Genomic DNA, 23516 nt, shown 5'->3' on the forward strand with positions numbered 1-23516 from the left:
CAGCCAGGGCCCTCAGGCGCCCCCGGCGGCGATGCGCTGGGCGAGATCGGCCACGAACACGGCGGTCTCCTCCCAGCCGGAGACGGCGTGGCAGGGAATGCCGAGCGCGAGCACCGGGTAGTCGTTGCCCTCGGGGTCGAGGCGGTCCCCGACGAAGAGCATCCGCTCACCGGGGATGCCGGTGACCTCCGCGAGGCGGGTCATCCCGTAGGCCTTGTCGACTCCCTTGAGGGTGATGTCCACGCTGGTCGAGCCGCCGGAGCGGACCTCGAGCCCGGGCAGGCGGGCGGCCACGGCGTCGCGCAGGGCGCCCTTCTTCTCCCCCGTCGGGTCCCAAGCGCGCTTGGCGTCGAGCGGCGCCTCCTGACCGAGGGCGGAGAACGTGATCTGGCTGCCGCGATCCTCGAGGATGTCGCCCCAGGTCCGCTCCTCCCACAGGCCCAGTCGTCGGGCCTCAGCCTCGACGACGGCGAAGCCCTCCTCGATCTGCTGTGGGCTCAGGTCGTTGGCGTAGACGAGCCGCCAGCCAGGCATGCCCTCGATGGCGCGCGCGTCCTGGTCATCGGCGCGGGCGGTGCCGGAGGAGGCGCCATAGGCGTAGTAGCGGGTGCCGCAGGTGGGCATGAGGTGGAGCCGGGAGAGCTCGGCGTCGTCGGCGCCGAGGTGGGCCAGGACCTGGTCTCGGAATTGGCCGATCTGGCCCCCGGAGATGACGCAGACGGGGACAACGTCCAGCAGTGAGCGCAGGGCGGCGGCCATGGGCTCGGGCATCGCGGACTTGGAGGGGGCGAGGGTGTCGTCGAGGTCAAAGGCCACCAGCGCGGGGAGCGCCGGCGCGTCGGATGAGGTGGTCATGAGGCGATTGTGGCCCACGGGCCCCGGTCCGCGGAAACGGATCGGGGCCCGGCGCGGCGCGCCCGGACAGTGGCGCCGCGGGATCAGGAGTCCTGCCCGCCGCGCAGGTGCTCGTGGGCCGCGGCAAGGGCCTTCTCACGGGCCTCCCGGTCCTCCCGGCGCCCGCGCACGTACAGGGCGGTGACGGAGACGGCCAGACCGCCCCAGATGATGATGATCGCGACGAGCATGAGGATGATGGCGGCGCCGGTCATGTCAGTTCTCCTTCTCGATGGTGGCGAGAGGGGCATCCAGGTCGATGGGGGTGAAGTCATCCACCGGGGTTCGCCACCTGGCGAGCGTGAGCGCGGCGACGATGACGACGCCCAGGGCGAGCATTCCCCAGCCGAAGGCGCCGATCATGGCATCGGAGTAGCCCTCGTAGCCGTCCTGGACGTAGGAGCGCACCGTCTGGAAGAGCATGTAGGCCAGGGCGAGCGGGGTGACGACGGCGATGAGGAATCGCCACCAGCCGCCCACCACGCGGGTCTCGGAGACGAGGTTGAGGTGGCGCTGGAGCGGCTTGGCGCGGCGCAGCACCCAGGTGACGCCGATGCACATGATGATGGCCGAGCCGACCACGCCGATGTTGTTGATGAAGGCGTCGACGATGTCGAGGTCGAACAGCCCCGAGGCGGTGCCGAACAGCAGGAGCGAGAGGGCTGCCGAGGGCAGGCAGACGAGGAGGGTGGTGCGCGGGATGGACATGCCGGTCTTCTCAGAGAACCCGGGGACCACCACCTGGATGATGGAGATGAAGGAGGTCAGCCCCGCCATCGCGAAGGAGGCGAAGAAGAGCACGCCGAAGATCGGGCCGCCGGGCATCTGGGAGATAACCGTCGGGAAGGTGATGAAGGCCAGCGAGGGCCCGGAGATCTTGTCGATCTCTCCCACGGTGATGCCCTGGGCGTGGGCCATGAACCCGAGTGTCGAGAAGACCCCGATCCCCGCCAGGATCTCGAAGGAGGAGTTCGCGAACGCCGCCACGAGCCCCGTTCCCACGAGGTTGGAGCGCGGCCGCAGGTAGGAGGCGTAGGTGAGCATGATGCCGAAGCCGATGGAAAGGGAGAAGAAGATCTGCGCGAAGGCAGCCATCCACACCTTGAAATCGCCCAAGGAGGACCAGTCCGGGGTGAACAGAGCGTTGAGCCCGCCGGTGGCGCCGGGCAGGAGGATGGAGCGCGCCACGAGCCCGAGGAACATGACGACCAGCAGGGGCAGGAAGATCCTGTTGGCCTTCTCCACGCCGTTGCTCACGCCCCGCGAGATGGTGACGATGCCGAAGGCCCACACGATGACCAGCGGGATGATGACCCCGGCCATGGGGGTGGCCGAGAACGACGGCGCGGCGTCGCCGAACTGGTCCAGGCCGACGTACTTGGAGAAGAAGCCACCGGCGTCATCCCCCCAGGCCAGGGTGACGGAGAAGACCGCGTAGCTGAGCGCCCAGGCCACCACCACGGCGTAGTAGGTCATGATGACGAAGCAGATGAAGACCTGCCACCAGCCGATCCACTCGAAGCGCCTGCTCAGGCGGCGGAAGACCGCTGGGGCGCTGCCGCGCAGGCGGTGGCCCAGGGCGTAGTCGAGGAAGAGGAAGGGGATCCCGACGAAGAGCAGCGCGATGATGTAGGGGATCATGAAGGCGCCGCCGCCGTTGGTGTAGGCGACGCCGGGGAAGCGCCAGATGTTGCCCAGCCCGATGGCCGAGCCGATCGCGGCGAAGAGGAAGCCGAGCTGGCCGCTCCACTGCTCTCGCTCGGGTGCCCGCGCCGCTGAGGCGCCGTCGGTGCTGGACGACATGCTGTGCCTTCCTGGGGTGAGGCGCCGGGGCGGTGCCCGGCGCGGGGAATCGAGGGTGCCGTGGGATCGCGCGCGAAGCGCGCCCCGGGACGATCCTCGGCACCGTAGCCCCGCGCGCATCGCCGCCAGTGAGCGGTCCATCATCCGGGACACACGCCCCCATCAGCGCCGACCGGTCAGTGCAGGGGTATCGCCGCCATCACCTCGCCGCTGACCAAGTCCGTTCCGCGCCGAGAGGTCAGCGCAGGGGTATCGCGCTTGCGAAAATACCGCAGCCCAGGCTCACCTGGCTTTGTTTGGCAACGCCCGGAGGCTCCAACTCGCGCGGCTGGACACGGCCGGCACGACCGACGCGCCCACGCGGATCAGCTCGGGATATGCCTGGAATTCCGCCACTTTCCTGTTCCCCGGAGGAGCCCTGAGGGCCACCTTCCTTGGCGTCGCCGGTGGAACTGAGTCACCTTATTCATATCCAATTCACCGGCGCCGCGAGGCGCCATCCGAGAGGAGCCCATCATGGCCGCCGTCGCCCCCATCTCCACCTGCACCACCACCTCCTGCGCCTTCAACAACGGGGGCTGCACCGCCTTCGCGATCACCGTTGACGGCGAGGCCGCCTGCTCGACCTTCATCACCCTGGACGCCCGGGCGGGCCTGCCCGTTGCCGAGGGGCACGTGGGCGCCTGCCAGCGCCTCGAGTGCGTGCACAACTCCGACCTCATGTGCACCGCCGACGGCGTGAGCATCGGCGGTGACACCGCCGCCTGCCTGTCCTACGAGGCCTCCTGACGCGCGAGCCCGGGCGCGCGCGGGCGTGGCTCAGCCCAACTCGAAGCGCGCGGGCAGGAGTTCGTCGGCGAGGGCGCCCAGGACCGGGGTGATCTCAGCCGGGGCCAGGGGCGCGCCGGGGAGGGCCACCAGAACGGTGCGGGTCTCGTCGGCGCCGACGTGCATAAGCGTGACGCCCCAGGGGTCGGCGTCGACGACGAGGACCCGCTCGATGAGGCTGCGGGTCACCCCGGCGCTGGGCCGCCTCGAGCACAGCGAGCCCGGCGCCTCGTCGGCGATGACCGCCTCGCACAGGGCGCGCAGGGACAGGTCTCCAAGGGACCGCACGGCCTCATGCGCGTCGAGGACCTCCAGCGGGGACCAGGCGGTCCCGGGTGTCGTGGCTTCCTCGTCGCCCTGGCCGGCGAGGTCCTCCACCATGTGGCGAGAGACGCCGTCGGGGCCGTGGAGGATGACGCGACTGCCCTGGACGAGAGCGAGGCGCGCGCCGGGGGTCCGGGCCAGTTCGCTGACACGTCCGAGGGGGTCCTCCCCGGTGATGGCGCAGTGGCAGGCAGGGGTGGCGCTCTCGGCGAGGACGGTCTCGACCCAGTGAGAGGGCACCCAACGGAGGGAGCCCAGGACATGGGCGCTGGCGGCGGTGACGCGGATGCCGGGCTCAGAGGAGTCCAAGACGATGTCGAGGCGGACGTCGATGAGGCGGTCGTCCGGGGCATCGGCGAGGGGCGTGCCGGGCTGCGGGCGGATGGCGATGAGGATGAAGCCATCGACGTCGAGCGCGTGCGCGACGTAGGCGCCAGCCCCGGAAGGGTCGAGCCTGTAGGCGCTCACGGTGGCGCTCCCGGCGCCCGCGAGAAGCCTGCGGGCCGTGCGGCGCGCGCGCTCATCGATGCCGGGCGCGCCGGTACCCGGGCGCTCGTGGGCAGGACTCATGCGGTCTCCTTCATCCGGCAATCGGGCGGGGCGCCCTCACGCCACAGGTAAGGCTACCCTCATGGGGTGGGGGTGTGTCGAGCCCGCGCGGGACAAAGGTTTCGTGGCCGCCGGGGGGCGTTGGCGTCGAGGGCGATGTCGAGCTCACGCGAGCATGAAGGGGCCGTGGAAGCGCTGGAACGGGCGGCACCTGGCATGGGGGTTTCGATGGCGCGCGATCGGCCCGGGGAGCGAGGCTCAACCCGAGAACTCGGAACCGGCTTCGAGGCGCTTGTCGACCGGTCTCAGCGAGGGGTTGACATGCGCAGAGGATTCGACTGCCTTCCATCGCCGGGGTCATCGAGAGCAGCGCTGGGCCGCCCAAAGCAACGCTGGACCATCGAAAGCCGCGCTGGAACACCCGAAGCAGCACCGCGCCGCGCCGTCCGTAGCAGCGCTGGGCCGCCCAAAGCAGCGCTGGGCCATCGAAAGCCGCGCTCCCCACGCTGCTTTCACCAGTCCACCGATGCCGCAGTCAGCCGAGCGCTGCTCTCAACGGCCACACCGAACGGCGGCGGGCACCGAACCCCGGCTCCAACACAACCGAACCCCGGTCAAACCCCCGCGAGACACTCGGGAGCGGGCTCAGGACAAATCGGCCCCAACGCGGCCAACTCCCGCAAGACCAATAGGATCCCGGCCCCAGCCAAGGCGAGGCGCCCTATGAGCCCGACGCCGCGGCCCTCATCTGGGCCCAACACGCGCACAAGGCCCGAACCAAGGCCATCGATGATGGCGGGGGTTCGGACCTTGCGTAAAGGAGTGGAGCTAGGGGGATTCGAACCCCCGACCTCTTCCATGCCATGGAAGCGCGCTACCAACTGCGCCATAGCCCCGAAGGGACATCCGCCCGGCATAGCCGATCGGATCGTGGAGCTAGGGGGATTCGAACCCCCGACCTCTTCCATGCCATGGAAGCGCGCTACCAACTGCGCCATAGCCCCTCACGGGCGCCACCCTCTGGGCGACGCGGATAACTCTATGGACTCGCGGCCTCCTGGGCAAATCCGCCGCGCGTGTGCTGGCTCACCGAACCGCGCGGAGACCGGAGTGTCAGGGCAGCAGCGCCGTCGGCTCGGCGCCGTCATTCCAGTCATGGAGCTCCCACCCGGGAACGCGAGAGGAGGAACGCAGCCTCGCCCAGTGGGCGTTGTCCAGGCCCCGCAGCCCGAACCAACTGGAGGCGTCCATGCCGAGCAGCGCGGTCGTGCCCTGGGTAATGGCCGACCCGTGCGCGACGATCACGAGCGGCCCCTCCCCCGCGGCGTCCGCGAGGCTCCTGACGGCCTCGCTGAAGCGCTGGCCGACGGCGCGGCGGGGCTCCACATCGACCCCCTGGGGGTCCTGGCCGGTGCGCCACACGGCATGGGCATCGGGCCAACCCGCCCTGATCTCCTCGGCTGTGAGCCCCTCCCAACGCCCGAAGTCGCGCTCGGTGAGGCCGGGATGCGCGGTCACCTCGACCGCGAGGCGCGCAGCCAGGGCCTGCGCCGTGGCACGGGCTCGGGCCAGTGGCGAGGAGACGATCCGGCACGCGGCCGCCTGCCCGGCCCCCGGCTCGCGCGCGCCGATGAGGGAGCGCAGGACGTCCTCGAGTCGCTCGGCGCCAGCCTCGGCCTGGGCCCTGCCCGTGGCGTTGAGGGGGATGTCGACCCGGCCTTGGACACGGCCCGCAACGTTGTAGTCGGTCTGCCCGTGGCGCCAGAGGATGACGTCGATCATGATGGATCCGGGATCAGTCGCCGACCTCGGGGGCCCCGACCGCCTGGACGGCCTCGGGGAGCGCCAAGGGAAGCCCGATGACGGGGCAGTCCTTCCAGAGGCGCTCCAGCGCGTAGTACTCCCGGTCCTCGGCCTGCTGGACGTGGATCATGATTTCGTCGTAGTCCAGGAGCACCCAATGGGCCTCCTCCATGCCCTCGCGCATCCGGCGCTTGGCGCCCGCGCGCGTCATGGCCTCCTCGACGGCGTCGACGATCGCCCGCACCTGCCGGTCATTACCGCCGGAGAGCACGAGGAAGACGTCGGTCAGCGCCAGGCGCTCGGAGACGTCGATCGCGATGATCTCCTCCGCCTTCTTCTCGGCGGCCGCGCGCGCGGCGGCGATGGTCAACTCGACGGCGCGTTCGGTCGCGGCCATGGGGCTCCTTCTAGAGAGGGACGGATTGGCGTTGGCCTGATCGACCACGCGATGGCCCTGCGGCCATCGCCCGGTCAGGTCAGGAGGGGGCTCCAGCCGGGCAGCGCCTCGGCATTGACGGAGGAACCCCCGACCTGCGAGATGACGACCCAGATGATGATCAGGACGACAGCCGCGAGGACGAAGGCGAGGAGGACGGCGAGCGTCCGGCGGCTGGCCGGCGATCCGGAGGAGTCCTTGCCCGGACGCGTGACATCCTCCCACGACTCAGTGGAAGACCGGGCTCCAAAGGAGGCATGGCCGGCCTGCGGCTCAGCCACGGCGGGCTCCGACGGCTCGGCCGGCTCGTTGTAACCGGCGTAGGAGCCATAGGGTGACGGGACCACGTGACCGGGATCGTCCGCCTGATCGTCCCTGAGGTCCGCGGGCACCGTGGTCACCACGGTGTCGGCGGGGCTGCCGGGAGAGGGGGCCTCGGCCTCGAGCGGGGCCTCGTCCCCGGAGCGCAGGGCGCGCCATTGCGGGGAGTCGATCCCATCGAAGTCCTCATCGACGGGCTGGACGGAACCGAGCTCGCCGGTGCTGGCGTTCATCGTGCGAACGCCCTGCGCGGCTGCTGGGATGCGCACGATCGGCCGGCGGATCGCGCTGGGGGCTGAGGGCTCCGCCGTCGTACTGCCGGACTGGGAGGCGGGGTTGTTCACCTCATCCGAAACGGGTGAGGCCTCGGCCTGCGGGGCGCTGAGCGCGGAGCCGTCTCGCGCGTCCCTCCGCCAGGTGGGCTCATACCCCCGGTCGGCCTGAGGCGGCTGCCAGCCACGCTGGGGCGACGCGGGCTGCTGGGCGGCGCCCGGCGAGTCGGCCTGCGCGCCCCGCTCCATAAGCGAGCGCCGCAGGGGGGAAACTGGCGGGTTCTGCTCGCCGTTGCTGCCGGGGCCCAGGCCCGCCGTCGGCGCCGCCTGACTCGCCCCATCAGTGGATCGCGGGCCGTCCTGGGCGAGCGGGAGCTCGGCCGCGGGGAGGACCCCGGTCTCGAACCCGGAGATCTCGACGACCTGGTCGGCGCTCAGCGAGGACGCGGAGCCGATCTGCTGCTCGCGCTGCGCCTGCCCGTCCTGGGATCGCCCGGGCTCGTGGGACTCAGAGGACGGGGAAGCCTCCTCGGCGTCATCTTGAGGCATCGGGGACGGTTCAACGGGCTCGCTCGCGGCGGCCGAGGAGGTGCTGGGAGGGACGGCCTGGTGACTGGCGTACCAGGCCCGCACCCACGGGAGCTCCACGCCCGCGGAGCGACCGTCATCATGGCCTGCCGCTGGCTCCTGTGCCCGGGAGGCCGCCGCATGGCTCGTTGGGCCGCGATGCTCATCGGCCGGCGCCGAGTGATCGGCTGAGTCCCCGGCGCGTCCCGCGGGCGGCGCGGAGTCGTGCCGCAAGGAGTCGACCGGCGCTGAGGAGGCTTCCTTCTCCTCGGTCTGGGCGGGCTCGGCGACGACGCCGCCGGGTGTCGCGACGGGCTCGTCGGGGCCCTCGGGACCCGAACCGTGACCGACGCCGAGCGCGCCCTCGGAGGCGGAGTAGTCGTGGGAACCGGCTGCGGCCTCAGCCGAGGACGCCGTGGCCGAGGATGCCGCCTCAGCCGACGACGCCGCCGTGGATGAGGAGGCCGCCTCAGCCGAGGCCGCCTCAGACGCCGCCGGAGCCGAGGATGCCGCCGTTACGGAGGGGATCACGACGTTGTGGTCGTCGGCCAGTGGGTCCTGGAGCGCCCGGGCCTGCTCGATGGTGATCTCGCCCGCCGCGACAGCGGCGCGCAGCGCCTCGGCCTCCTCGCGCAGGCGCTTCATCTCCCGGCGGGTCAGAAGGGGCTGCTGACCGGTGAGGATCGCCTCGCGCTCCGCCTCGCGCTCCGCCCGCCGGATGGACCGGCGGCTGGAGTGGTCCGGGTCGCCTTTAGAATCGGATGTCCTGGCGTCAGTGGGCTCCGGGCTCACCTTCGTTCTCCTTCCTGAGCGACTGCTCTCGCGCGACGCGCGCGGTCATCGACGTCGTCGATGACGCCCGCCCGGCCCTACGGTAAAGGCCGTACTTGCGAATGTACTGAACCACACCGTCGGGCACGAGGTACCACACGGGCCCCCCGTCACTCACCCGCTCACGGCAGTCCGTTGATGAGATGCTCATCGCGGGGACCTCCATGAGGGAAACCCTGTCCTCAGGCAGGCCCATATCCGTCAGAACGTGGCCCGGCCGGGTCACGCCCACGAGTTGGGCGAGCTCAAAGATCTCTTCGTTGTCCTTCCATGTGAGGATCTGCGCGAGTGCGTCGGCTCCGGTGATGAAGTAGAGCGCGGCGCCAGGGTATTTCGCGGCGATGTCATGCAGGGTGTCGATCGTGTACGTGGTGCCACCGCGGTCGATGTCGACCCGGGACACGGTGAACCGCGGGTTCGAGGCGGTGGCGATGACCGTCATGAGGTAGCGGTGCTCCGCGGGAGAGACTCGGCGGTCCTTCTTGAAGGGCTGCGTCGCCGTCGGGACGAAGATCACCTCATCGAGGTCGAAGGCGTGCTGGACCTCGCTCGCCGCCACCAGGTGCCCGTGGTGAATGGGATCGAAGGTGCCGCCCATGATGCCGATGCGCAACTGGCGCGGCGCTCCCTGCGCCACGCCCGCCTCACCAGCACTCTTGGGCACGAACACTCCTCCGGTCAGTCCCGCGCACGCACGCGGGGTGCCACCATCCTGCCATGACGCGCACAAATCGGGGGCCTTGCCACACGCGCCAGTGCGCCTCGTGGCATTTTCCTCAAGCCTTGAGCCGCGTGGCTCGGGCGTGCTGAGCGCCTCGAAGTGCCATTATTTGTTGTATTCCTGACCTGGGGCGGCACCTGAGACGGCTCCTGGGCCGACTCCATGCGGTCGCGGCACAGCGCCGCCGCGACCCGCCGCGGGAGGCGCCCCGGCCGTGCCGCGCGGCCCGCAGGGCCCTGATGAGACGAGGAGGAACCTCATGTCCAGGCATGAACGACTCTCAGCGATCCTGGAAATCATCGTCGAGGAGGGCGGCGTCCATATCGATGACATCGTCTCGCGCCTCGGCGTCTCAGCGGCCACCGCGCGGCGCGATCTCGACCTGCTCGCGAATCAGCAACTCCTCACCCGAACGCGCGGCGGAGCCTCGGCGAACCCGACCTCCGCACAGCTCCCTCTTCGCTACCGCAACTCCCGGATGGCCGATGAGAAGACCAGGATCGCCCGCGCGGCGGCGGCCATGGTCTCCGCCGGCGACACCGTCGGCCTCAATGGCGGGACCACGACGACGGAGGTGGCCCGCGAGATCGCCCTCCTGGAGGGCGCGGCCGACCCCGATCATCCGGTCACCGTGGTGACCAACGCGGTGAACATCGCCTCCGAACTCACCGTGCGCCAGGGCGTGCGCGTGGTGGTCACCGGCGGCGTGGCACGGGCGCGCTCCTACGAACTCACCGGCCCGCTTGCCGAGCTGATCCTCCCCCAGATCACCATCGGCACGCTGTTCCTCGGCGTCGAGGGGATTGACGCCCTGGGCGCCTACGCGCAGCACGAGGGCGAGGCGGCGGTCGGCGCCGCGTTCGTGCGCTGCGCGCGCAGGGTCGTCATCGTCACCGATCACACGAAGCTGGGCGTGGCCGCCTTCGCGCTGATCTGCCGGGCCGATCGCATCGACGCGCTGCTCACCGACTCCGGCGCGCCCCCCGAGCAGCTCGGGCCACTGCGGCGGGCGGGCATCGAGGTCATCACCGTGTGAGACGGCTCAGGGCCTCACATGCCCATCGCCCTCCACCACCCAGGTGGTCGTCGTCAGTTCCGCCAGGCCCATGGGGCCGCGGGCGTGGAGTTTCTGGGTTGAGATCCCGAGCTCGGCGCCCAGGCCCAGTTGGCCGCCGTCGGTGAATCTGGTGGAGGCGTTGACCATGACGGCCGCTGAGTCCATGGCGGCGATGAAGCGGTTGATAACCGCCACGTCCTGGGCGAGAACCGCCTCGGTGTGGCCGGTGGTGTAGCGGCGGATGTGGCTGATCGCCGTCTCGAGGCCGTCGACGACCCGCACGGCCAGGTCCAGCGAGCCGTACTCGGTGCCCCAGTCCTCCTCGACCGCCGCGACGAGGTGGCGCTCGGCGCCCTGCCCGGCGGCGGGAGCGGCGAGGATGGCGCGGGAGGCGTCGTCGGCGTGAAGGGTGGTTCCGCGCTCCCACAGGGCCCGGGCGGCGGCGGGGAGGTACTCCTGGGCGATGTCCTGGTGGACGAGCAGGGTCTCGGCGGCGTTGCACACCCCGACGCGCTGGGTCTTGGCGTTGACGATGATGCCCACGGCCGCCTCAAGGTCGGCGCTGGCGTCGACGTACACGTGGCAGTTGCCCGAGCCGGTCTCGATGACCGGGACGGAGGAGTTCTCGACGACGGCGCGGATGAGCCCGGCGCCGCCTCTGGGCACGAGCACGTCGATGAGGCCGCGGGCGCGCATGAGCGCCTGGGCCCCCTCGCGCCCGGCGGGATCGATGGTGGTCACGAGATCCTGGGGCAGTCCCTGCTCGGCGAGGGAGGCCCGGAGCGCGGTAACGATCGCGGCGTTGCTCCGCCCGGCGGCGCTGCCGCCGCGCAGGACGACGGCGTTGCCCGCCTTCACGGCGAGCGCGGCCACATCGACGGTGACATTGGGGCGGGCCTCGTAGATCATGCCGACCACGCCCATGGGGACGCGGAGCCTGCGCACCCGCAGCCCATTGGGCATGGTGGAGCCGTCGACGACCTGGCCCACGGGGTCGGGCAGGGCGGCGACCTCCTCCACGGAGGCGGCGATCCGCTCGATCCGGGCCTCGTCGAGGGCCAGGCGGTCGACGAGCCCCTCCTTCATGCCGGCCTCGCGGGCGGCCGCCAGGTCCTCCTCATTGGCCTCGCGGATGCTGCCGCTCTGGGCGCGCAGGGCGGAGGCCATGGCGAGCAGGGCGGCGTCCTTGATCGCCCGTGTCGCCCCGGCGAACTCGCGCTGGGCCTGACGCGCCGCGAGGGCCGCCTCGCGGACGAGAGCTTCGGCAGGAACCTCGGCGGGAGCCTGAGCGGGGGCGTGGACCGCGATGGTGCTGGACTGGGTGGACCGCGTCGTCGTCATGGGGCCAGTCTACGTTTCCCCGGGAGGCGCCCGAGGGGACGGGGTGGTCGAGGGCGTCGAGGCGCTGACCCCGGACGATACTCACCCTGGGCAGGGGGCCCTCATCGCGGTAGACTGCCAAGACGCCTGGTCGCGCAGTGGCAACTGTGGCGTCTTACGGCGTCCAGCCCGTGCCGTCGGCACCGCTCACGCGATAGGCGGAAGCACCAGTCCCCTGAGGAGTCAGCGCATGAGACCTCGAAGTCGCGCGCCGCTGCGCGCCGTGGCGCTCGCGATCCTCGCGCTGCTGGCCGCCTGCCAGAGCGTGCCGGCCGACGACGGGCGCCCCAGCGGGGCCTCAGGCTCCCCGGAGCCGACGATCGTCGTCCCCCCGGGCGCCGCCGGCGGCGGTGGTCCCACCCGCGAGCCCGACCGGGCCCCGGGCGCCGACCACGCGCCGACGTCGATTCAGCCGGAGACACCCCCTCCCGCGGTGGGCGCCAGCGCGATCCCCGAGGACCCCACCGCCCGCCCCTCCTCCACTGAGCAGGCGTCACCGGCCCCCTCCGCCCTGGCCACGGAGAACCGCGCGTCGACCGAGGCCTCGATCAGCTCGGAGAAGGGCGCCCTGTCGGCCGCGCTCAGCGGCTCCACCTTCACGATCTCCCAGGCCTCCGTGCCCGAGTGCGTCGGGCTGGAGGCCACGTTCAACGCCGACCACACCTATGTCGGATCCGCCGTCGCCAGCGCGCCGGCGCCCTGCCTGCCCGAGTACGACGGCTGGGAGATCGGCCAGGACTCACACGGCTACACGATCACGAACCGCGATGGGAGCCTCTTCGTGGCGCGCTCCGTCACCCGCTTGGCCGATGGCTCCATCATGCTGGAGCGCCCCGAGGGGACCCTCACTCTGACCCCGAAGTGACTCAGCGGTGATTCGGCGGTGATTCAGCCCGCCAGGCGCGGGAGCTCGGCGAGGTCGTCACGGTGCACGACGGGCGCGAGGTGGTCGGGCATCGGCGCCCCACTGCCGCGGGCGTCGAGGACCTCCTCGATCTCGCTCGAGGCGTAGCGGCAGATCCCGCGGGCCACAGGGCCCCCGGGCCCGATGATCTCGATGACGGAGCCGGACTCGAACTCACCGTTGACCCCCACCACCCCGGGCAGGAGGAGGGACTTCTTACCCACCGTGAGGGCGTCGGCCGCCCCGGCGTCGATGAGCACGCGCCCCTCGACCCGGGAGGCGTGGGCCATCCACAACCGCCGACTGGGCCGGTGGGGACCGGTCGGCTCGAACCAGGTGCCAAGGTCAGCCGGCACTCCCCCGGGCCCGAGCAGGCGGGCGGCGTCATCCGCCGAGGCGATGATCGTGGCGGTCCCAGAGGCGCGGGCGATCGTGGCGGCTTGGGCCTTCGTGCGCATCCCACCGGTGCCCAGGGCCGATCCCGAGCCGGTGACATCGACGTCCTCCAGGCTCCTGCCTCGGGGCACATAGCGGATGGGGGCCGCGCCGGGAGTGCCGGGCCGGGCGGTCCACATGCCGTCCACATCCGTGAGCAGAATGAGGACGTCCGCCGTCACCAGGTGGGCGACGAGCGCGGCCAGGTGGTCGTTGTCTCCCAGGTTGAACTCCGTCGTGGCCACGGCGTCGTTCTCGTTGATGATCGGCACCGCGCCCAGGCCGAGCAGGGTGTCGAAGGTGGCGCGAACGGTCCGGTAATGGCTGCGCACGGCCACGTCCTGCGCGGTGAGGAGCACTTGGGCGATGACCACCCCGTGGTTGCTCATCGCCGCCTGCCAGCGGGCCATGAGGTGGCCCTGGCCCACGGAGGCCGCCGCCGCGAGCATGCTGAGGTCGTCGGGGCGGCGCTCGATCCCCAAGGGGGGCAGGCCCGCCGCGACGGCGCCGGAGGACACCAGCACGACGTCGTGGCCACGCTGCCTCATGCCCGCCACGAGCCTGGCGAGCACATCGATGCGGTTCAGATCGAGCCCGCCATCATCACGGGTCAGCGAGGAGGAGCCCACTTTGATAACGACGCGGGACCCCTCGGGCAGCGCGGCGGGGCGCGCGCTCACGACCCCGCCTCTTCATCATCGCCGCCGCCCCCGCGGGACCAGGAAGAGGCGTCGGTCCAGATGCCTTCGGCGGCCTCGTCGCGCAGCTCCTGGCGGGCGGCCTCCTTGGCGTCCATGCGCTCGTGGTAACGCGTGCGGCGCTCGGCGTTGGTGCGCCGGTGGTAGTCCTCGACGCGCATATCCGTCCCCCGCGCCCCGAGGAGCTCGGCGCCGGTGGTCATCGTGGGCTCCCAGGTGAACAGGACGCCGCCGTCGATGGCGCCGATGAGCACGGCGTCCCCGGCGCGTGCACCGGCCCTGACGAGCAGGTCCTCGACTCCCCCGGTGGCGAGCCGGTCGGCGAGGTAGCCGATCGCCTCGTTGTTGGAGAAGTCGGTCTGGAGGATCCAGCGCTCGGGCCTCTCCCCCCGCACCTGGTACACGCGCCCCTCGGTGGGGTGGTTGATGGGCCGCACGACGGCGATGTCCTCTTTGCCGCGCCGTCCGACGGCGGCCGGCCGGATGACGGGGCGGGCGGCCTCGCGCTGCTGGGCGAGTTCGGCGGCGGAGGCGGACTGGGCTGCTCTGGCGGCGCCCACGCGCTCGGCCAGGGCGAAGGACAGCTCGCGCAGGCCGGTGCGGGCCACGGCGGAGATCGTGAAGACCGGCAGCCCACGGGCGGCGATGTCGTCGGTGACGAACTCGGCGAGCTCGGCGGCGTCGGGGACGTCGGCCTTGTTGAGCACGACGACGCGCGGCCGCTCCATCAGCGGCACGCGGCCGGTGAGGAGGGGGTCGTTGTCATCGCCGAGGCGCTCGGAGTAGGCGGCCAGCTCGGCCTCGATGGTGTCCAGGTCGCTCAGAGGATCGCGCCCGGGCTCCAGGGTGGCGCAGTCCAGGACGTGCACGATAACGGCGCAGCGCTCGATATGGCGGAGGAACTCCAGACCCAGCCCCTTGCCCTCGCTGGCGCCGGGGATGAGGCCGGGGACGTCGGCGATCGTGTAGCGGGTCTGGCCGGCCTCGACGACGCCGAGGTTGGGGACGAGGGTGGTGAAGGGGTAGTCGGCGATCTTGGGGCGGGCCGCGCTCATGGCGGCGATAAGCGAGGACTTGCCGGCGCTGGGGTAGCCGACGAGCGCGACGTCAGCGATGGTCTTGAGCTCCAGGGTGATGTCGCGGACCTGGCCGGGCTCGCCCAGGAGGTGGAAGCCGGGGGCGCGGCGTTTGGAGGAGGCCAGGGAGAAGTTGCCGCGCCCGCCGGTGCCGCCCTGGGCGACGACAACGCGGGCGTCCGCGCCCACGAGGTCGGCCAGGACGCGCCCCTCGTCGTCCTTGACCACCGTGCCCTCGGGCACGGGCAGGATGACGTCCTTGCCGTCGACGCCGCGGCGCCAGTCGCCCATGCCCGGAGTGCCCTTCCCGGCACTGCGGTGCGGGGAGCGGTGATAGCTGAGCAGGGTGGTGGTCCGGGGGTCGACGGCGAGGATGACGTCACCCCCGTGGCCGCCATCGCCGCCGTCGGGGCCAGCCAGGGGCTTGAACTTCTCCCGGTGGATGGAGGTGCAGCCATCACCGCCGTCGCCCCCGGCGACGTGGAGGACCACTCGGTCGATGAAACTGGGCATGGTCTCTCCTCATGGATGGGGCCGGGGGGTGGTTGGGCTGGGGCGGGCGCCGCGCCCGGCCCTGGGAACAGCGCGAGGGCGGACGGCCGAAGCCGTTCGCCCTCGCGAGAGTCCGGGTGCGCGAGGCTCAGGCCTCGGGGAGCACGACGTTGACGACCCGGCGGCCGCGGCGGGTGCCGAACTCGACGTTGCCGGCCGCGGTGGCGAAGAGCGTGTCGTCGTTGCCGCGACCCACGTTGCTGCCGGGGTGGAAGTGGGTGCCGCGCTGGCGGACGATGATCTCGCCGGCCTTGACGAACTGGCCGCCGAAGCGCTTGACGCCGAGGCGCTGGGCGTTCGAGTCACGGCCGTTGCGGGAGGAACCAAGACCCTTCTTGTGTGCCATCTCAGGCTTCTCTCTCTCTTGACTGGTGCGATTCTTCAGTGGCGCCGGGCGTCACTTGATCGCGGTGACCTTGACGGCCGTGAGCTGGGCGCGGTGGCCCTGGCGCTTGCGGAAGCCGGTCTTGTTCTTGAACTTGAGGATGTTGATCTTGGGGCCCTTCTCGTCGCCGACGATCTCGGCCTTGACGGAGGACGTGGCAAGGTCAGCGGCGGAGGCGGTCACCTTGTCGCCATCCACCAGCATGACGGGGGCGAGGGTGACCTCGTCGCCGATCTCACCGGCAAGCTTGTCGACAACCACGACGTCGCCGACGGAGACCTTCTCCTGACGGCCACCAGCCTTGACGATCGCGTAGACCACGGGAATGCTCATCTCTTCCGATTCTGCGGAGCGCCTCCGGTGGGCCTGACCGGCCCGCACCGGGAGGGCGCTCTCTTGGGCAAACGGTGCGACGCGCACCGGCTGACTACTTTAGGTGAAATGATCCCGGGGCTCCAAGCCCAGGACCGCGGCGTGCCTGTGTTCTTCGGCACGGGCGCTCCCCCGGGCTAGCCGATGAGGGCGCGCGCCTGCGCTCGCATCTGGTCCGGGGACATCGCGCCGACCCGCGTGGCCGCTATCGTGCCGTCGGCGTTGATGAACCAGTGGGCGGGGATCCCGTAGACGCCGTAGGCCGAGGAGATCGCATCGTCGGTGTCCACCACGGTGGTGTAGGTCAGTCCCAGGCGCTGGACGTAGTCGGCGACGGTCTGGGTCTTGTCCTGGACGTGGACGGCGATGATCGCCAGTTGATCCCCGTACTCCTGGGAGATCGCCTGGACATCGGGGGCCTCGGTGCGGCAATCGGTGCACCAGGTGGCGCCGAAGAGCAGCCACACGGGCCGGCCCCGCAGATCGGTCAGGTCCACCGGGGCGCCGTTGATGTCCGTGGCCTTGAAGGCGGGGGCCTCCTGACCCACCTGGGGGGCGGCGCCCCTGGGGGCGCCCGTCGACAGCATCGTCACCCCGCCGTCGCCCTGGCCGGAGGCCGGGGCGGCGGAGCCCTGAGTGCGCCACGAGCCCGTCAGCCACACGCCGCTCAGGATGAGCGCCGTGGCCACGGCCAGGACGAGGATGTTGCTCAGCCACACGGGGACGCGGCGGTGGGAGCGCGGGCCCGGCTCGGCGCCCCCTGCCCCGCCCTCGGGCGCCGTCGACAGGGCGGGGCTCGCCCCGCACTCGTCCAGGAGGGCCTCGTCGTCCCTCACCTCACTGTCAGCCATAGGAGTGCAGCCCTCCGAAGAAGTGGTTCCCGAAGTACGCGAAGAGCACCGCGGCGAACCCGAGGATGAGGAGCCAGGCGCTGCGCGATCCCTGCCAGCCCCTGGTCACCCGGGCGTGCAGGTAGGCGCCGTAGACCAGCCAGGTCACGAGGGCCGCGGTCTCCTTAGGATCCCAGCCCCAGTAGCGGCCCCACGCGGTGTTCGCCCACACGGCACCCAGCACGGTCATCATGGTCAGCAGCGGGAAGGTGGCGGTCGCGGCCTTGTAGCCGACGTCGTCGAGGACCTCGCGCGAGGGGAGGGACCGGAACCTCTTGAGATGGGGGTGGAGGAGGTAGAGGATCGCCGCGGCGAAGGACACGCAGGCCGCCCCGTAAGCCAGTACCGCGAAGAACACGTGGAGGGTCAGCATGAGGGAGTTGCGCAGGGCCGGGACGAGCGGCTTGATCGCCTTGTCCTGGCTGTCGGCGTAGATGAGCAGGGCGATGACCACCGGGAGGACCACGATGGACAGCCAGCGCACGCGGTAGCGGAACTCGGCGATGAGGTACATGAGCAGGATGCCGAAGGTGAAGGACACCGCGAACTCATGCTGGTTAGCGAAGGGGCTGTACCCGGTGGCGCTGGCGCGCAGGGCCAGGTAGGCGGTGATGAGGGCCAGGGCGATGGCGGTGAAGCCGGTGGCGTACAGCGCCAGCCCCCTGGGCAGGCCCGGGCGTGAGGCGCGCGCCCAATGGGCCGAGTGGCTCGCCCGGCTCCCCGCTGCGCCGCCGGGGGCCTTGCCGCCGTGGGCCCCGCCCGGGCTCGCCGGGGTCGGGACGGCCTGCGCCCGGGCTCCGCGCCCCGTGAGGACGACGGCGTCGCAGACGACGGCCAGGACGAGGATCGCCATGGCCGAGGTCAAGAGGAACTGGCCGATGCTGAGAACGTTATCCATGGTCGCTGGGCTCCTTCTCCTTGCTCTCCTTGGCAGTGGTGGCGGGATCGGGGTCCTCGGGATCGTCCTGGGACCCGACGGCGGACTCGATGCGCCCGACGAGCGCGGCGAACATGCGCTCGAAGGTGATGTCGAGGCGCGAGACCGACCCGAGGCGGATGACGCTCCCGGTGCCCTTCTCGTCAGGCTCCACGCGCGCCCACAGGCGTCGGTAGGGCATGAGGAAGGTGATCGACATGCCGATCATCAGCAGCGCCGAGGCGGCCCACATGATCGGGGTGCCCGGGTCCCGCCGAAGCGTGAGCCCCGTGTACTGGCGCTCCCGTTCGAAGGTGACGGAGAGGTCCTCGAGCTGGGCCGTGGCCCCGGCCTCCGCCCGCTGCTGGGACTGCGGGTCGGTGTAGCCGTCGGGGGCCAGGCCGAAGACGGCGGTTCCCGGCGCGATCTTGGACACCGCCTGCCCTGAGGCGGGCAGGAAGACGTAGATGACCCTGCCATCGGGCAGGTCGGCCCGCCCATAGACCTCGGTCTTCTTCGGGGTCTGCCACCGTAAGGGGACGCTGCGCTTGGCGAGGACGTTCCCGTCGGCGTCGGCGATGGTGACATCCGCGGACGTGCCGTAGGAGGCCTGGTGGAGCCGGTAGCCGCCGATCGACAGCGGCGAATTGACCCGCACCTCCTGGCGGGCGACCTCGGTCTCCCCGCTCAGGATGGACAGGTCGGACACGTAGTCCATGGGCTGCCCGGTGTCGGTGTAGGAATCGGTGAAGGAGTTGGCGCGCACGCTCAGCCCCGTTCCATGGCCGATCTCGACGCTGGAGCCGACGGGAACGGTCAGGTCCTCCTCGACGCCCCAGGTGGAGGAGACGACGAAAGCGCCCAGGATGAGAACGAAGGCCGCGTGCGCCAACACGGTGCCAATGCCCGAGCGCGCGTTGCGGTCGGCGTAGAGGCAGTGCTCGGGGTCGCGGTCATCCGGGATGACCCGCCAGCGGGCCTTGCGCAGCGCCTCCCGGGTCGCCTCCAGCGACGCCGAGACGCCATCGGGGCTGGGCACGCGCGCGCGGTAGCGGGCCTTGTCGAAGAACCGGGGGGCGACATGCACCCGGGGCTCCCTCTCGCGCTTGACCAGTTCGGGGACGCGGTGGACCGTGCAGGCGATGATGCTCAGGGCCAGTAGCGAGACCACCACGTAGAAGCCGATGGAGGTGAAGACGTGGAAGAGGCCCAGGGCGTCGAGGGCCGTCGTCATCCGCCCCAGGGCGGGACGCCTGGCCTTGAGGAAGGCCTCCTTGGCCCGCGGGTCGGCCAGGACCTCCTTCGTGGCCTGCGGCAGGAGTGAGCCGATGAAGGCGTACAGGGCGAACAGGAGAATGACCGTCAGGCCGAGTGTCTTGGAGTAGAAGAGCCGGTAGAGCCAGAGGAACAGCTCGACCACCGGCACGTCCCTCTCCCCGCCGCTGATGTCGGGGGCGGTGACCTCAGCGGCCGAGTCGGGCCCTTCAGCGCCTGAAGCGGCCTTGGGCGCCTTATCTGTCATGGAGTCCTCCTCATAGTGGGGTGCTCACGAGACCGGAGAGCGGGGCCAGTAGATCCATGGTCATCAGCGCCCCGACGACGATGAGCAGGACCCCCGAGGCGATCCGGATGGCGCGGCCGTGGGCGCGCAGCCACGCCGTTCTGGCCGCCGCGCGGTCAATGCCCAGGGCCAGGGCGATCACCGGCGAGCCGAGCCCGGCGCAGAACACGGCCATGAGCGCGAACCCCTGCCAGGCGGAGGCCGCCTGGGAGGCGAGCGCGATGATCGCGCCGAGCACTGGGCCAATGCAGGGCGACCACCCCAGGGCGAAGCCGATGCCCATGAGCAGCGAACTGAGCGGGGTCGCTCCCCCGCCCGGGCGGCCGGCATCGCCGAGCCCACCGCCGAGGGCGCGGTCCAGCGCCCTGATCCGCAGCAGTCCGACGGCGTGCAAGCCCATCACGACCAGAAGGGCGCCGCCCACCAGGCGCAGGGCCCGGCGGTGCGGGCCCAGGGCGACGGCGCCGGACACGACGAGCGCCCACAGCCCCACGAACACGGCGGAGAAGCCGAGCACGAAGGCGGTGGCGTTGAGCACGACGCGGGGCGTGGCGGGGCGCGCGGCCCCATTGACGGCCGGGGCCCGCAGGGGGATGGCCGCGCCGCTGCCCCTCCCCGGGGCGAGGTCACCCCTGGTGAGCACGGGGGCGCGCCGCAGTGAGGGGATCTCCGCCGCGGCGGCGCTTCCGCGCCCGGCGAGGTGGGCGAGGAGCGCGGGCACCAGGGGCAGGAAGCAGGGTGAGGCGAAGGCCATGAGACCCGCTAGGAGAGCGACGGGGACGGACACCGACGTCATCGGGCCGCCTCGGCGGTGGCGGTCGCGCTTCCAGTGGGGGCGGCGGGTGAGCCCTGGGGCCCGGCCGTGCCGCCCTGCGAGCCCAGGTTGGCCATATGCGAGCGCGCCTTGCCGGCCATCTCCGAGTCGGGGTCGAGGTCGATGACCTTCTGCCAGGCGGCCTGGGCGGCCGCCTCGTTCGGCGGCTTGGTGCTCATGTGGATGAAGCCGAGGTAGTACCAGGCCTCCGTCTTGGCCGGGTCCTCATCGGTGACGCCGGTGAGGGTCTCGATCGCCCGGTCGTAGTCACCGAGGCCGGCGTAGGCGCGCCCGAGCCGGATCTTCAGATCGGCATTCGTGGGATCGGCCTCGATCTGCGACTGGATGGTGGAGACCTCCGCCGCCCACTGCTCGGTGCCCGGCTTGGAGGCACCGCCCTGCGCGCCAGCGCTGGCCATGGCGCCCCCGTGGGGAGAGCCGGAGGAGACTCCCCCCACATTGCTGTACCAGATCGCGGCGGCGATGCCGAGGACGACGGCGGCGATGAGCGCGATGCGCTCCGCGCTCGACAACGGCGCGCGCCGCCTCGGCGTTGAGCCAGCCGACTCCGGGGGCTCGCCCTTGCCCCGCTTGGCGCGGCGCGAGGCGAGTTTGGAGCCGATGAGGTCGTCATCGTCCTCCAGGCCGGCGTAGAAGGCCTCGGACTCGTCCGGCTCCTCTGGATCGGCAACGTCGGTGCCGTCCTCCGATCCCTCGGCGCCGTCCTCGGAGGTCTCCTCAGCGCTCCCGGGCCCCGCGGCCCGTCCCCCCGCCCGCAGGAGCTCCTGGCGCTCCTGCGGGCTCAGCTCATCGAGGAGTTCGCGGACTCGCCTGAGGCGGTCGTCATCCGGCTCTGGGGCACCGGCCCGCGCGTCGCCGCTCTCAGCGCCCGCCATCAGTGGCCGCTGCCTCGGGAGGCGCCGCTCGCCGCCTTATCCGAGGGGTAGTGCTCGGCATTGGCGGTCGAAACGTCCGAGTCCTTGAGCTCCTCGGCGGTCTTGCCCGTCAGCGCCAGGCGGCCGTTCTGCGCGGCGTGCTCAGCCTGGTTGATGATCCGCTGCTCGTAGTCCGGGGCGTGGAAACCGTAGGAGTTCTCGGAGTAGACGTAGTCGAGGTAGAAACTCGCCTTGCGCTGGTACTGCTGGGCCAGGGCGATCTGCTCGGGCGAGGTGCCATCGGACTTGGCCGCCTCCAGGTCGGAGATGAGACCGACCAGGGTGTCGAAGGCGCGGTCGCGCGAGGAGATGAAGTTCGCCTGGATCGTGCGCACCCGCTTCTCGATGACGCCGTCGCCGGTCTTGTGGCAGGTGCCGCAGGAGGCGTTGACGTCCTTCATCGGCGTGGTGACATGGTGGTTGGAGACCTTGCCGGAGCCCACGCGCTTGTAGTTCATATGGCAGTCGGCGCAGCCGACGCCATTGGCAGCGTGGACCGAGTTGGACCAGATGTCGAACTCGGGGTGCTGGGCCTTGAGCATGGGCGCCCCGGTCTTCTCATGGGTCCAGTCGGTGAAGCCCTGCTCCTGGTAGTAGGAGTAGATGTTGTCGATGTCGATGCCCTTGTCCCAGGGGAAGGTCAGGACCTTGTTCTCCCCCTTGAAGTAGTACTCCACGTGGCACTGGGCGCACACGTACGTGCGCATCTCCTGGGGCGTGGCGTCCTTGTTGACCTCGAAGTCGCTCACGCCCTGACTGGCCTTGAGGGCCTTGATGCCGCGCATGAAGGACGGGCGGGTGACCCGCAGCGCCATGGTCTTGGGGTCGTGGCAGTCGATGCAGGCCACCGGGTGGGACACCGACTCGTCGGCGAGGACCTGCGAGAGTTTCATCGTGCCGGTGGCCTCGAAGCCCGCCTCCCGATCGCCGTTGCCGAGCTTGTCATAGAGGGCCGGGGCCGAGACGTGGCAGTTCGCACAGGTGCCGGGCTGCTGGTCCTTGGCGTTGCGCAGCGTGTACTGCTGGTCCACCGTGGTGTACGCGTGCCCGCGGGCGTGCCGGTAATCCACGGCGAAGGCGTACCCGGACCACATCTTGACCAGTCGGGGGTCCTCCTCCAACTTCTGGGACTTGACCTCGGTGCGGGGGTCACCCTCCACCGAGTGGGGCACCATCTTGCCCGCGTGCTCGGCGGGGGTGAACTCCGCCGTCTTCTTGTAGTCCGCGTACTGGACGGGGTAGTTCTGGCCCCAGACGGCGGGGTCGTAGGAAGTCTCATCGAGCTGCGCGACGTTGTAGAAGGCGCGCGAGCCCTCGGCCTGGTGGTTGTTGATGCTCATGAGCAGCATGGTCACGACGAAGGTCGCCCCGGCGACCACCGCCATGAGCAGCACCATGAACACGGGCCCCCTGAAGAAGGAGCGCTTGTGCCGCGCCGTCCTCTCACCGGGACGCGCGTCCCTCGCTGGGCTCGTGGCGCTGTCGCGCTCGACCTCCGCTGCGAGCCCCTCGGAGCTCTGGTCGGCGGTGTCCATGGCCTGATCCTCTCTACTCATGGCCAATCCCGGAATGGCAGTGAACGCAGTCGTAGACCTCGTTGCGGTTGAGCGCCCCATGGCGAATGTCATCGGTGACATCGGCGTGGCAGTGCACGCAGGCCTGGTTGGCGACATCCATGTTGACGTCGCGGATGACGATGTTCTCGGGGTAGTCGCCGGTGGTGAACTTCAAGCCGTGGAGGAAGCCGTCCTCCGCCTTCACCCAGTACTTGTGGATGATGTTGTCGTGCGGCAGGTGGCAGTCCCCGCAGGTGGCGGTGTGCCGGTGGTGCCCCGCCTGCCAGGACTTGTACTGGTCCTCCATCACATGGCAGTTGACGCAGGCCTTCGGGTCATTGCTGAGGTAGGAGAACCCCTTGGCGTACACGAAGGTGTAGGCCATCAGCCCGATGAGGATGCCGATCGCGAATGCCACGATCCAACGCAGGATCGCGGCGATGCCAATCCTCCTGACGGTGGCCGCCGCCATTGCCCCTCCCCCGAGTCTGCGCACTTTGCCGGAGGATCATCCCCCCGGTTGATGGCATTGCGTCATCACATCCAATGCTACGGGCTCCTCGGGGGCCCGCCATCACAATGAGGGTCTGGATCCGTGATTCTTCACGTCGATTCCGGCGAAACGCCCAGGCGGTG

The 23516-nt window shown here is 70.8% G+C and carries 23 protein-coding genes and 2 tRNA genes; 3 read left to right on the plus strand and 22 right to left on the minus strand.

Annotated features, from left to right (window positions below):
- Nucleotides 1–12: 12 nt before the first annotated feature.
- The 3 genes from GVV76_RS07675 to GVV76_RS07685 form a co-directional block, all read right to left on the minus strand.
- Nucleotides 13–855: an HAD hydrolase family protein gene (locus GVV76_RS07675; protein WP_159626182.1), complete on the minus strand. Its 843-nt coding sequence runs from the start codon at nucleotides 853–855 to the stop codon at nucleotides 13–15.
- Nucleotides 856–938: 83 nt separating this feature from the next.
- Entirely contained in the window at nucleotides 939–1109 is a 171-nt protein-coding gene (locus tag GVV76_RS07680) for a methionine/alanine import family NSS transporter small subunit (RefSeq protein WP_159523388.1), read from the minus strand.
- Nucleotide 1110: 1 nt separating this feature from the next.
- Nucleotides 1111–2697, minus strand: a complete 1587-nt coding sequence (locus tag GVV76_RS07685; RefSeq protein ID WP_159523390.1) for a sodium-dependent transporter — start codon at nucleotides 2695–2697, stop codon at nucleotides 1111–1113.
- A gap of 516 nt (nucleotides 2698–3213) precedes the next feature.
- Between GVV76_RS07685 and GVV76_RS07690 the strand changes: the two genes are divergently transcribed.
- On the plus strand, nucleotides 3214–3486 hold the full coding sequence (locus GVV76_RS07690) for a DUF1540 domain-containing protein (protein WP_159523391.1): 273 nt from the start codon (nucleotides 3214–3216) through the stop codon (nucleotides 3484–3486).
- 30 nt (nucleotides 3487–3516) lie between these two features.
- Here the strand turns inward: GVV76_RS07690 and GVV76_RS07695 are convergent, their stop codons facing one another.
- The 7 genes from GVV76_RS07695 to nadD form a co-directional block, all read right to left on the minus strand.
- On the minus strand, nucleotides 3517–4419 hold the full coding sequence (locus GVV76_RS07695) for a hypothetical protein (RefSeq protein ID WP_159523393.1): 903 nt from the start codon (nucleotides 4417–4419) through the stop codon (nucleotides 3517–3519).
- A gap of 802 nt (nucleotides 4420–5221) precedes the next feature.
- Nucleotides 5222–5294: transfer RNA gene (locus tag GVV76_RS07700), tRNA-Ala, on the minus strand.
- A 35-nt stretch (nucleotides 5295–5329) separates the two neighbouring features.
- Nucleotides 5330–5402: transfer RNA gene (locus GVV76_RS07705), tRNA-Ala, on the minus strand.
- Nucleotides 5403–5511: 109 nt separating this feature from the next.
- Nucleotides 5512–6180 carry a histidine phosphatase family protein gene (locus tag GVV76_RS07710; RefSeq protein ID WP_159523395.1) on the minus strand — a complete coding sequence of 223 codons (669 nt, stop codon included), beginning with the start codon at nucleotides 6178–6180 and terminating at the stop codon, nucleotides 5512–5514.
- A gap of 13 nt (nucleotides 6181–6193) precedes the next feature.
- Nucleotides 6194–6598 carry a ribosome silencing factor gene (rsfS, locus tag GVV76_RS07715; RefSeq protein ID WP_159523397.1) on the minus strand — a complete coding sequence of 135 codons (405 nt, stop codon included), beginning with the start codon at nucleotides 6596–6598 and terminating at the stop codon, nucleotides 6194–6196.
- A gap of 74 nt (nucleotides 6599–6672) precedes the next feature.
- Nucleotides 6673–8589 carry a hypothetical protein gene (locus GVV76_RS07720; protein WP_159626184.1) on the minus strand — a complete coding sequence of 639 codons (1917 nt, stop codon included), beginning with the start codon at nucleotides 8587–8589 and terminating at the stop codon, nucleotides 6673–6675.
- Nucleotides 8570–9292: a nicotinate-nucleotide adenylyltransferase gene (gene nadD / locus GVV76_RS07725; protein WP_268891794.1), complete on the minus strand. Its 723-nt coding sequence runs from the start codon at nucleotides 9290–9292 to the stop codon at nucleotides 8570–8572. Before nadD ends, GVV76_RS07720 begins: the two co-directional genes overlap by 20 nt.
- 316 nt (nucleotides 9293–9608) lie before the next feature.
- On the opposite strand from nadD, the gene GVV76_RS07730 reads away from it, so the two are divergent.
- Nucleotides 9609–10385, plus strand: a complete 777-nt coding sequence (locus GVV76_RS07730; RefSeq protein WP_159626186.1) for a DeoR/GlpR family DNA-binding transcription regulator — start codon at nucleotides 9609–9611, stop codon at nucleotides 10383–10385.
- A gap of 6 nt (nucleotides 10386–10391) precedes the next feature.
- Here the strand turns inward: GVV76_RS07730 and GVV76_RS07735 are convergent, their stop codons facing one another.
- Nucleotides 10392–11747, minus strand: coding sequence for a glutamate-5-semialdehyde dehydrogenase (locus GVV76_RS07735; RefSeq protein ID WP_159626188.1), 1356 nt, complete (start codon nucleotides 11745–11747; stop codon nucleotides 10392–10394).
- Nucleotides 11748–11976: 229 nt separating this feature from the next.
- Here GVV76_RS07735 and GVV76_RS07740 point away from each other — a divergent pair, with 229 nt between their 5' ends.
- Nucleotides 11977–12651 carry a hypothetical protein gene (locus tag GVV76_RS07740; protein ID WP_159626190.1) on the plus strand — a complete coding sequence of 225 codons (675 nt, stop codon included), beginning with the start codon at nucleotides 11977–11979 and terminating at the stop codon, nucleotides 12649–12651.
- 23 nt (nucleotides 12652–12674) lie between these two features.
- Here the strand turns inward: GVV76_RS07740 and proB are convergent, their stop codons facing one another.
- The 11 genes from proB to nrfH form a co-directional block, all read right to left on the minus strand.
- Nucleotides 12675–13805, minus strand: coding sequence for a glutamate 5-kinase (gene proB / locus GVV76_RS07745; RefSeq protein WP_159523409.1), 1131 nt, complete (start codon nucleotides 13803–13805; stop codon nucleotides 12675–12677).
- Nucleotides 13802–15412: a GTPase ObgE gene (gene obgE, locus GVV76_RS07750; RefSeq protein WP_159626192.1), complete on the minus strand. Its 1611-nt coding sequence runs from the start codon at nucleotides 15410–15412 to the stop codon at nucleotides 13802–13804. Before obgE ends, proB begins: the two co-directional genes overlap by 4 nt.
- Nucleotides 15413–15539: 127 nt before the next feature.
- On the minus strand, nucleotides 15540–15797 hold the full coding sequence (gene rpmA, locus GVV76_RS07755; RefSeq protein ID WP_159523413.1) for a 50S ribosomal protein L27: 258 nt from the start codon (nucleotides 15795–15797) through the stop codon (nucleotides 15540–15542).
- Nucleotides 15798–15848: 51 nt separating this feature from the next.
- Nucleotides 15849–16169 (minus strand): 50S ribosomal protein L21, encoded by a 321-nt coding sequence (gene rplU / locus GVV76_RS07760; RefSeq protein ID WP_080463079.1) that lies wholly within the window; start codon nucleotides 16167–16169, stop codon nucleotides 15849–15851.
- 176 nt (nucleotides 16170–16345) lie between these two features.
- On the minus strand, nucleotides 16346–17059 hold the full coding sequence (locus tag GVV76_RS07765; RefSeq protein ID WP_159626194.1) for a TlpA family protein disulfide reductase: 714 nt from the start codon (nucleotides 17057–17059) through the stop codon (nucleotides 16346–16348).
- A complete protein-coding gene (gene ccsB, locus GVV76_RS07770; RefSeq protein ID WP_159626196.1) occupies nucleotides 17052–17996 on the minus strand; it encodes a c-type cytochrome biogenesis protein CcsB in 945 nt (314 codons plus the stop codon). Before ccsB ends, GVV76_RS07765 begins: the two co-directional genes overlap by 8 nt.
- On the minus strand, nucleotides 17989–19536 hold the full coding sequence (gene resB / locus GVV76_RS07775; protein ID WP_159523419.1) for a cytochrome c biogenesis protein ResB: 1548 nt from the start codon (nucleotides 19534–19536) through the stop codon (nucleotides 17989–17991). The genes ccsB and resB overlap by 8 nt, the downstream gene beginning before the upstream one ends.
- Before the next feature lie 10 nt (nucleotides 19537–19546).
- A complete protein-coding gene (locus tag GVV76_RS07780) occupies nucleotides 19547–20371 on the minus strand; it encodes a cytochrome c biogenesis CcdA family protein (protein ID WP_159523421.1) in 825 nt (274 codons plus the stop codon).
- Complete coding sequence (locus tag GVV76_RS07785; RefSeq protein ID WP_159626198.1) at nucleotides 20368–21285, minus strand: tetratricopeptide repeat protein; 918 nt, start codon at nucleotides 21283–21285, stop codon at nucleotides 20368–20370. The genes GVV76_RS07780 and GVV76_RS07785 overlap by 4 nt, the downstream gene beginning before the upstream one ends.
- Nucleotides 21285–22859, minus strand: coding sequence for an ammonia-forming cytochrome c nitrite reductase subunit c552 (locus tag GVV76_RS07790; RefSeq protein ID WP_236263308.1), 1575 nt, complete (start codon nucleotides 22857–22859; stop codon nucleotides 21285–21287). Before GVV76_RS07790 ends, GVV76_RS07785 begins: the two co-directional genes overlap by 1 nt.
- A 13-nt stretch (nucleotides 22860–22872) precedes the next feature.
- Entirely contained in the window at nucleotides 22873–23352 is a 480-nt protein-coding gene (gene nrfH / locus GVV76_RS07795; protein ID WP_159523425.1) for a cytochrome c nitrite reductase small subunit, read from the minus strand.
- Between the last annotated feature and the right edge of the window lie 164 nt (nucleotides 23353–23516).

It is taken from the genome of Actinomyces sp. zg296 (genome assembly GCF_009829695.1).
GTDB classification, from domain to species: domain Bacteria; phylum Actinomycetota; class Actinomycetes; order Actinomycetales; family Actinomycetaceae; genus Actinomyces; species Actinomyces marmotae.

Excerpts from the sequence above, each read along its gene's own strand:
- GVV76_RS07675 (WP_159626182.1), bottom strand. The coding sequence starts at position 855 with ATGACCACCTCATCCGACGCGCCGGCGCTCCCCGCGCTGGTGGCCTTT.
- GVV76_RS07680 (WP_159523388.1), bottom strand. The coding sequence starts at position 1,109 with ATGACCGGCGCCGCCATCATCCTCATGCTCGTCGCGATCATCATCATC.
- GVV76_RS07685 (WP_159523390.1), bottom strand. The coding sequence starts at position 2,697 with ATGTCGTCCAGCACCGACGGCGCCTCAGCGGCGCGGGCACCCGAGCGA.
- GVV76_RS07690 (WP_159523391.1), top strand. The coding sequence starts at position 3,214 with ATGGCCGCCGTCGCCCCCATCTCCACCTGCACCACCACCTCCTGCGCC.
- GVV76_RS07695 (WP_159523393.1), bottom strand. The coding sequence starts at position 4,419 with ATGAGTCCTGCCCACGAGCGCCCGGGTACCGGCGCGCCCGGCATCGAT.
- GVV76_RS07710 (WP_159523395.1), bottom strand. The coding sequence starts at position 6,180 with ATGATCGACGTCATCCTCTGGCGCCACGGGCAGACCGACTACAACGTT.
- rsfS (WP_159523397.1), bottom strand. The coding sequence starts at position 6,598 with ATGGCCGCGACCGAACGCGCCGTCGAGTTGACCATCGCCGCCGCGCGC.
- GVV76_RS07730 (WP_159626186.1), top strand. The coding sequence starts at position 9,609 with ATGTCCAGGCATGAACGACTCTCAGCGATCCTGGAAATCATCGTCGAG.
- GVV76_RS07735 (WP_159626188.1), bottom strand. The coding sequence starts at position 11,747 with ATGACGACGACGCGGTCCACCCAGTCCAGCACCATCGCGGTCCACGCC.
- GVV76_RS07740 (WP_159626190.1), top strand. The coding sequence starts at position 11,977 with ATGAGACCTCGAAGTCGCGCGCCGCTGCGCGCCGTGGCGCTCGCGATC.
- obgE (WP_159626192.1), bottom strand. The coding sequence starts at position 15,412 with ATGCCCAGTTTCATCGACCGAGTGGTCCTCCACGTCGCCGGGGGCGAC.
- rpmA (WP_159523413.1), bottom strand. The coding sequence starts at position 15,797 with ATGGCACACAAGAAGGGTCTTGGTTCCTCCCGCAACGGCCGTGACTCG.
- rplU (WP_080463079.1), bottom strand. The coding sequence starts at position 16,169 with ATGAGCATTCCCGTGGTCTACGCGATCGTCAAGGCTGGTGGCCGTCAG.
- GVV76_RS07765 (WP_159626194.1), bottom strand. The coding sequence starts at position 17,059 with ATGGCTGACAGTGAGGTGAGGGACGACGAGGCCCTCCTGGACGAGTGC.
- ccsB (WP_159626196.1), bottom strand. The coding sequence starts at position 17,996 with ATGGATAACGTTCTCAGCATCGGCCAGTTCCTCTTGACCTCGGCCATG.
- resB (WP_159523419.1), bottom strand. The coding sequence starts at position 19,536 with ATGACAGATAAGGCGCCCAAGGCCGCTTCAGGCGCTGAAGGGCCCGAC.
- GVV76_RS07780 (WP_159523421.1), bottom strand. The coding sequence starts at position 20,371 with ATGACGTCGGTGTCCGTCCCCGTCGCTCTCCTAGCGGGTCTCATGGCC.
- GVV76_RS07785 (WP_159626198.1), bottom strand. The coding sequence starts at position 21,285 with ATGGCGGGCGCTGAGAGCGGCGACGCGCGGGCCGGTGCCCCAGAGCCG.
- GVV76_RS07790 (WP_236263308.1), bottom strand. The coding sequence starts at position 22,859 with ATGGACACCGCCGACCAGAGCTCCGAGGGGCTCGCAGCGGAGGTCGAG.
- nrfH (WP_159523425.1), bottom strand. The coding sequence starts at position 23,352 with ATGGCGGCGGCCACCGTCAGGAGGATTGGCATCGCCGCGATCCTGCGT.